5 protein-coding genes and 1 CRISPR repeat array are annotated in these 6,000 nt (G+C 59.2%); all 5 genes read left to right on the forward strand.

The window, feature by feature from the left end; all coding sequences use genetic code 11:
- Window positions 1-142: 142 nt before the first annotated feature.
- The 5 genes from csx2 (at window position 143) to Q1W26_RS21505 (ending at window position 3,340) form a co-directional block, all read left to right on the forward strand.
- Window positions 143-1,354, forward strand: coding sequence for a TIGR02221 family CRISPR-associated protein (gene csx2 / locus Q1W26_RS11520; protein ID WP_300440031.1), 1,212 nt, complete (start codon window positions 143-145; stop codon window positions 1,352-1,354).
- Window positions 1,355-1,483: 129 nt separating this feature from the next.
- Complete coding sequence (locus tag Q1W26_RS11525) at window positions 1,484-1,657, forward strand: hypothetical protein (RefSeq protein WP_300440034.1); 174 nt, start codon at window positions 1,484-1,486, stop codon at window positions 1,655-1,657.
- Window positions 1,658-1,660: 3 nt separating this feature from the next.
- Window positions 1,661-1,945, forward strand: a complete 285-nt coding sequence (locus tag Q1W26_RS11530) for a CRISPR-associated endonuclease Cas2 (protein ID WP_300440036.1) — start codon at window positions 1,661-1,663, stop codon at window positions 1,943-1,945.
- A 14-nt stretch (window positions 1,946-1,959) separates the two neighbouring features.
- Window positions 1,960-2,940, forward strand: a complete 981-nt coding sequence (gene cas1 / locus Q1W26_RS11535) for a CRISPR-associated endonuclease Cas1 (protein WP_300440039.1) — start codon at window positions 1,960-1,962, stop codon at window positions 2,938-2,940.
- Between the two features lie 145 nt (window positions 2,941-3,085).
- Window positions 3,086-3,340 carry a hypothetical protein gene (locus Q1W26_RS21505; protein ID WP_366143671.1) on the forward strand — a complete coding sequence of 85 codons (255 nt, stop codon included), beginning with the start codon at window positions 3,086-3,088 and terminating at the stop codon, window positions 3,338-3,340.
- Window positions 3,341-3,405: 65 nt separating this feature from the next.
- A CRISPR array of direct repeats spans window positions 3,406-5,914; the repeat unit is 37 nt; unit sequence GTCCGGAACCCAGCCCTGAAACCAAAGGGATTAAGAC.
- The last annotated feature ends 86 nt before the right edge of the window (window positions 5,915-6,000 follow it).

The raw sequence follows: 6,000 nt of genomic DNA on the forward strand, positions 1-6,000 counted from the left end.
CCCGGCCCTTGAATATCTCAGCCCGATCGCTCCAGGCATGTCGAAAGGCAGAGGCAGCGCCGGGTCAATAACATTACGCCATTGGCTTGTGCCCACACTGTGGAGATGCACCGCCCCATTCCAACACTTCCTGGACGATCCCATGCCTGCAACGTTGATTTCTTTTCTCGGTCTGGTGCCCCAAGGCGGCAACTACCACCAAACCACCTATGTGCTCGGCGAGCATGTGTTCACGACGCCTTTTCTCGGGGTTGGCCTGGCCGACGCGCTGGGCGTGGATACAATCCGCATCCTGGGCACAACCGGCAGCATGTGGGATGTGCTTGCCGACTCGCTGGGGGCGACGCGCGACGAAACAACCTGGGTCGATCTAGCCGACGCCGTCAAGGGAAACCGGGTGGACAGCACGCTGCTTGCCCGCGTCGAGGCAGAACTGAATGCCCACAGTCAACGCCGTTTCGAGCTACGCCTGATTCCATACGGATTCGAGGAGGGCGTGCAGGTCGATATTTTGCAGACCCTCGCCGAAGGACTGGGCCACAACGACGACACCCTGTATCTGGACATTACCCACGGTCTGCGCCACCTGCCGATGCTGGGGCTGCTGTCGGCCTTCTACCTCGAAGCAATTGGTCACGCGCAGATCCGCGAGATCTATTACGGCGCCTATGATCCGGCCAATCGGGCGAGCACCCCGGTGGTGAGCCTGCGTGGCCTACTGGTGGTGCAGGAGTGGATCCGTGCTTTGGAGCAGTTCGACAAGGACGGCGACTACGGCATCTTCGAGAAACTTCTGGACCGCGAGGGTTTGGCTGGCCGCCTGCTGGCCGAAGCGGCCTTCCTTGAGCGCATCGGCAACCTGTCGCTGGCCCAGCAAAAGCTCAACTCGTTCTGGAAGGCCACGACAGAGCCCGCTTCTCCGGCGGGCCGGATGTTTTTCCCCCGGCTCAAGAAAAGCCTCGAATGGCGGACTTCGGCAAAACGTTCCGAGTGGGAGCGCCGGCTCGCGCTGCAGGCGCTGCGCAAATGCGACTACCTGCGGGCCAGCATCTTCGCCTACGAATCAAGCATCTCGAAGCAGGTTGAGCTGAACGGCGGCGACGCGAACAATTTTCAGCGCGACCGCGAGCAAGCTGAGCGGCAGCTGGAACAGGAAACCAAGGATGCCCGCGTCGATCTCAAAAGCGAGCGTAATTTCTACGTGCTGAAGTTCCTGCGCAACCAGCTGGCCCACGGCGTGCGTGCCAATGTAGAGGCGCAAAGCTGGTCTGTTCGCGAAACCGCCAGGTTCGTCGCGGCGCTGGCCGGTAACGAGGAAAGCCTGCGCAAATGGCTTGACAACGCCTTGCGCTGACACGATTCGCCTGGTGCCGCTCGTGATGGCAACAAGCTTGTGACCCAGGGGGCACAAAGTGCGTGCGCCTACACTCGCTTCATCGGGGCAGAGGCCCAGCAACCCGCGGAGCGGTAAAAGGAGCAAGGCATGGCACTCGGTATTTCATCCCTGCGTCTCGCGCTGAAGGTCAGCGCAACCGGCGCCGTGCTCAGCGCCGAAGTTGCTGCACTCCCAGCCGAAGCGGTGGTTGGCGTCCTCGTGGTAGCGGTCATCGGCACGATCTGGCTGGCGGACCGCTACCTCGGCAAGTCTGGCCGCTAGGACATGGCCCGGCGCGCCCTCTATCTTGCTGCCTACGACGTGAGCCAGCCGGGCCGCCTCGCTGTCGCGCGGGCCTTGGTAGGCGGCTATGCCACCGGCGGGCAAAAGTCTGTGCATGAAATCTTCCCGACCCCGTTGGAAAAGCGCGAGTTCATCCATGCCATGAGTCTCCTGCTCGATGAGCACAAAGACCGCGTCCTGCTGCTGCAACTGGCCCCCCATGAAAGAAGCCTGACCCAGGGCCGGGCCCGCCCGCCGGCTGATCCGTCCTGTTTCTACTTTGCCTGAATCCGGAGTCCACCATGGCCACGCTCTATCTCGACCGCTCCCAGCTTGAAATTCGCGCCGACAGTGCCGCGCTGGCCCTGTACGAAGGCGGTGAACGTTGTGGCAACGTGCCCTTGCGTCTCATCGAACGGGTTGTCATTCAGGGAAGCCAGACCCGGCTCGACAGCGGCGTGCTCATCAAGCTTGCCGAAGCCGGCATCGCCACGCTGCTGCTCAGTACCCGCGGCAGCCGCCGCGTTGCCCTGGTGCTGGGCCCCGCCCACCAGGACGCCGCAGTGCGCCTGGCCCAGGCCCACCGGGTGATGGACCCGGCCTGGTGCCTGGCATGGGCGCGCGAGCTGATGGTCTACAAGCTGCAACGGCAGCAGCGCCTGTTACGCCAAGCCATGATGGAGCGCCCCGACGCACGCAAAGCCATCGGCGATGGCTTTGCCAGCCTTGCCGCGGTGGCTGCGCTGATCCCGGCCTGTCCTATGGTGGCCAGCCTGCGCGGGCTCGAAGGCGCCGCCGCAAGGGCGCATTTTGGAGCGCTTACGGCGCTCTTTGCGCCTGAGCTGGGCTTTATGGGGCGCAACCGCCGCCCGCCGCGTGATCCGGTCAATGCCTGCCTGTCGCTGGCCTACACCATGCTGCATTTCGACGCAGTGCGAGCCGCCCATGCCGCCGGCCTCGACCCGCTGCTGGGCTTTTACCACCGACCGGCATTCGGCCGCGAATCTCTTGCCTGCGACCTCATCGAGGTGCTGAGGCCGCACGCCGATGCGTGGGTGTGGCAGCAATTCCGCAGCCACAACCTGCGCGCAGAGCACTTCAGTCAGCACAACGGTGCCTGTGTTCTCGGCAAGGCAGGGCGCGAACACTTCTATTCCGCCTGGGAGAAGAGCGCAAAGCTGCCGCGGCGCTGGCTTCGCGCTCGCTGCGCCCGCCTTGCGCGAAACCTGCGCACCGACGGCAGCACCTGGATCGCCAGCCCCGACAACGACGAGGAGTTTTAACATGCCCGTCTTCCCGAACTGCACGGCCGCCTGCGTCGCCATCTAGCAGCGGAGAATCAACCATGTCACTGAATGCCCCCGCGCCTGGCTCATCGCCTACGACATCGCCAACCCCAAGCGCCTCAACCGCGCTCATCCCCTTGTCATCAAGCACTACGTGCCGGTGCAGTACTCGCTGTACTACTTTGAGGGCAGCAGCCACGCAGTGCAGGAGCTGTTCAAGGACATCGAAGCCCGCAACGCCCGACATCGTGACCCTCGGTCGCGGCAACCTGCCTTCGACCCTCAGACTGCTTTCCGCCCTTCAGCCCGCGCTCAGCGAGCTACTACAGGGGCAAACAGGTTAAAATACGCGTCTTGGACTGTCCGCAGCAGCACCGCCAGATCCATCGCTTTTTAAACCTGCCGATCTTCGTCAACCACCTCTTCAGGTGTTTGATTTTAATCTTGTTTTTTGATCGAGCAGTCCGGAACCCAGCCCTGAAACCAAAGGGATTAAGACAAACGCGCTTGACTTCGATTCCGGCGTTTCTGAAGGTCCGGAACCCAGCCCTGAAACCAAAGGGATTAAGACCGTATTCGGATTAACGCTATTAAAAATAGACGCAGGTCCGGAACCCAGCCCTGAAACCAAAGGGATTAAGACCCGGCTGCAAACATCGGTTTGAACGCTGCTACGGGTCCGGAACCCAGCCCTGAAACCAAAGGGATTAAGACTCTCCAATGGATCAGAACAGTTCAGACAGATCAAGTCCGGAACCCAGCCCTGAAACCAAAGGGATTAAGACATCTTGATCTGCAGATAGCCGTCCTTACTGTGCCGTCCGGAACCCAGCCCTGAAACCAAAGGGATTAAGACTTCTTCGCTTTTCATCCATGCCTCTGATTTATGTAGGTCCGGAACCCAGCCCTGAAACCAAAGGGATTAAGACTTGTTGGTTAGAGGTTCCTGGACGCAGCCAATGTCCGGAACCCAGCCCTGAAACCAAAGGGATTAAGACTGGTGAAAGTGATTTGATTGGTCATGATCTTCTCCGTCCGGAACCCAGCCCTGAAACCAAAGGGATTAAGACTCTGGCGAGACTTCAAGGCGGGTTTTCAGCCGCTCGTCCGGAACCCAGCCCTGAAACCAAAGGGATTAAGACCGAAGGCCAGGATTAGCAGCCCGTGCCTGTTACGTCCGGAACCCAGCCCTGAAACCAAAGGGATTAAGACGAACTGCTGCGCGCAGGACAGCCGGACTTCCGTCGTCCGGAACCCAGCCCTGAAACCAAAGGGATTAAGACTGACTTAGCTAAAACGTGGCGCGGTGCATTCTTCGAGTCCGGAACCCAGCCCTGAAACCAAAGGGATTAAGACTTATTACATGTCGCCGGTGTTGCTCGGCGCGTCGTCGTCCGGAACCCAGCCCTGAAACCAAAGGGATTAAGACCCCGTTTCGCGAGATACCGCATCGTCGCCCAGTCCGGAACCCAGCCCTGAAACCAAAGGGATTAAGACCATCGTGTTTTGACTGATGCACTCAGCAAAGCGGGTCCGGAACCCAGCCCTGAAACCAAAGGGATTAAGACCCGAGGAGCGCATCAAATACCTCGAACTCATCGGTCCGGAACCCAGCCCTGAAACCAAAGGGATTAAGACCCGTGAAGTTCACGTTGAACGGTAAGATCAAAGGTCCGGAACCCAGCCCTGAAACCAAAGGGATTAAGACGTGTAGGTGGGTTGGTTAGGTGTGCTCAATTTGTCCGGAACCCAGCCCTGAAACCAAAGGGATTAAGACAGCTAGGTCGCCCTTAACGGCGCCGTTCCAGGTCCGGAACCCAGCCCTGAAACCAAAGGGATTAAGACATCGATGACATCGGTGGCCCGTATAACCTTTAGGTCCGGAACCCAGCCCTGAAACCAAAGGGATTAAGACCACGTGCCCGAGCATCCAGCGCTGCACGCTCTTGTCCGGAACCCAGCCCTGAAACCAAAGGGATTAAGACGCGTTCGATCGCTTGCACCAGCGTTTCGCCTTCGGTCCGGAACCCAGCCCTGAAACCAAAGGGATTAAGACTGCACCAGCGTTTCGCCTTCGATGTCGTAGTTGGGTCCGGAACCCAGCCCTGAAACCAAAGGGATTAAGACGCTGCCCAGGTATATCCGGTGAATTGAGAGCGTCCGGAACCCAGCCCTGAAACCAAAGGGATTAAGACTCAGCCACCCTCCATCCTTCCGGGCGCTCATTGCGTCCGGAACCCAGCCCTGAAACCAAAGGGATTAAGACGCTCACGTAGTCGTCAGGGTCAACAATCCGGATTTGTCCGGAACCCAGCCCTGAAACCAAAGGGATTAAGACGCAGCAGCGCCAACCACGACCGCGCCCGTCAGGCGTCCGGAACCCAGCCCTGAAACCAAAGGGATTAAGACGCAGCAGCGCCAACCACGACCGCGCCCGTCAGGCGTCCGGAACCCAGCCCTGAAACCAAAGGGATTAAGACCCGAGGGCGCCCACATGACACGCATTATCGTCGTGTCCGGAACCCAGCCCTGAAACCAAAGGGATTAAGACGCGCACTTGGCGCGGAGGGCTTGGGCTTGGTCTGTCCGGAACCCAGCCCTGAAACCAAAGGGATTAAGACGAGCACGATACACACGGCCTGCAACTTTACGGGCGTCCGGAACCCAGCCCTGAAACCAAAGGGATTAAGACGAAATTATGCCGGGTACATCGACTGCCATTTTGGTCCGGAACCCAGCCCTGAAACCAAAGGGATTAAGACGTACAGTCTGCCAAATTCGCTCCACACGAGGGTCCGGAACCCAGCCCTGAAACCAAAGGGATTAAGACTTTCGTCCTGATCGATGATGTCGTACCTGCGTATGGTCCGGAACCCAGCCCTGAAACCAAAGGGATTAAGACTATGAATGTACTAATATAGAACATAAAAGAAAGTCCGGAACCCAGCCCTGAAACCAAAGGGATTAAGACCCTTGTTTGCTTAGATTGTGCGGGTGACGGTCAGGGCCATCGCATTCGAAACTCATAACGGATGAATCCCGAGCATTTTCATACGG

It is taken from the genome of Zoogloea sp., from assembly GCF_030157465.1.
Classification (GTDB): domain Bacteria; phylum Pseudomonadota; class Gammaproteobacteria; order Burkholderiales; family Rhodocyclaceae; genus Zoogloea.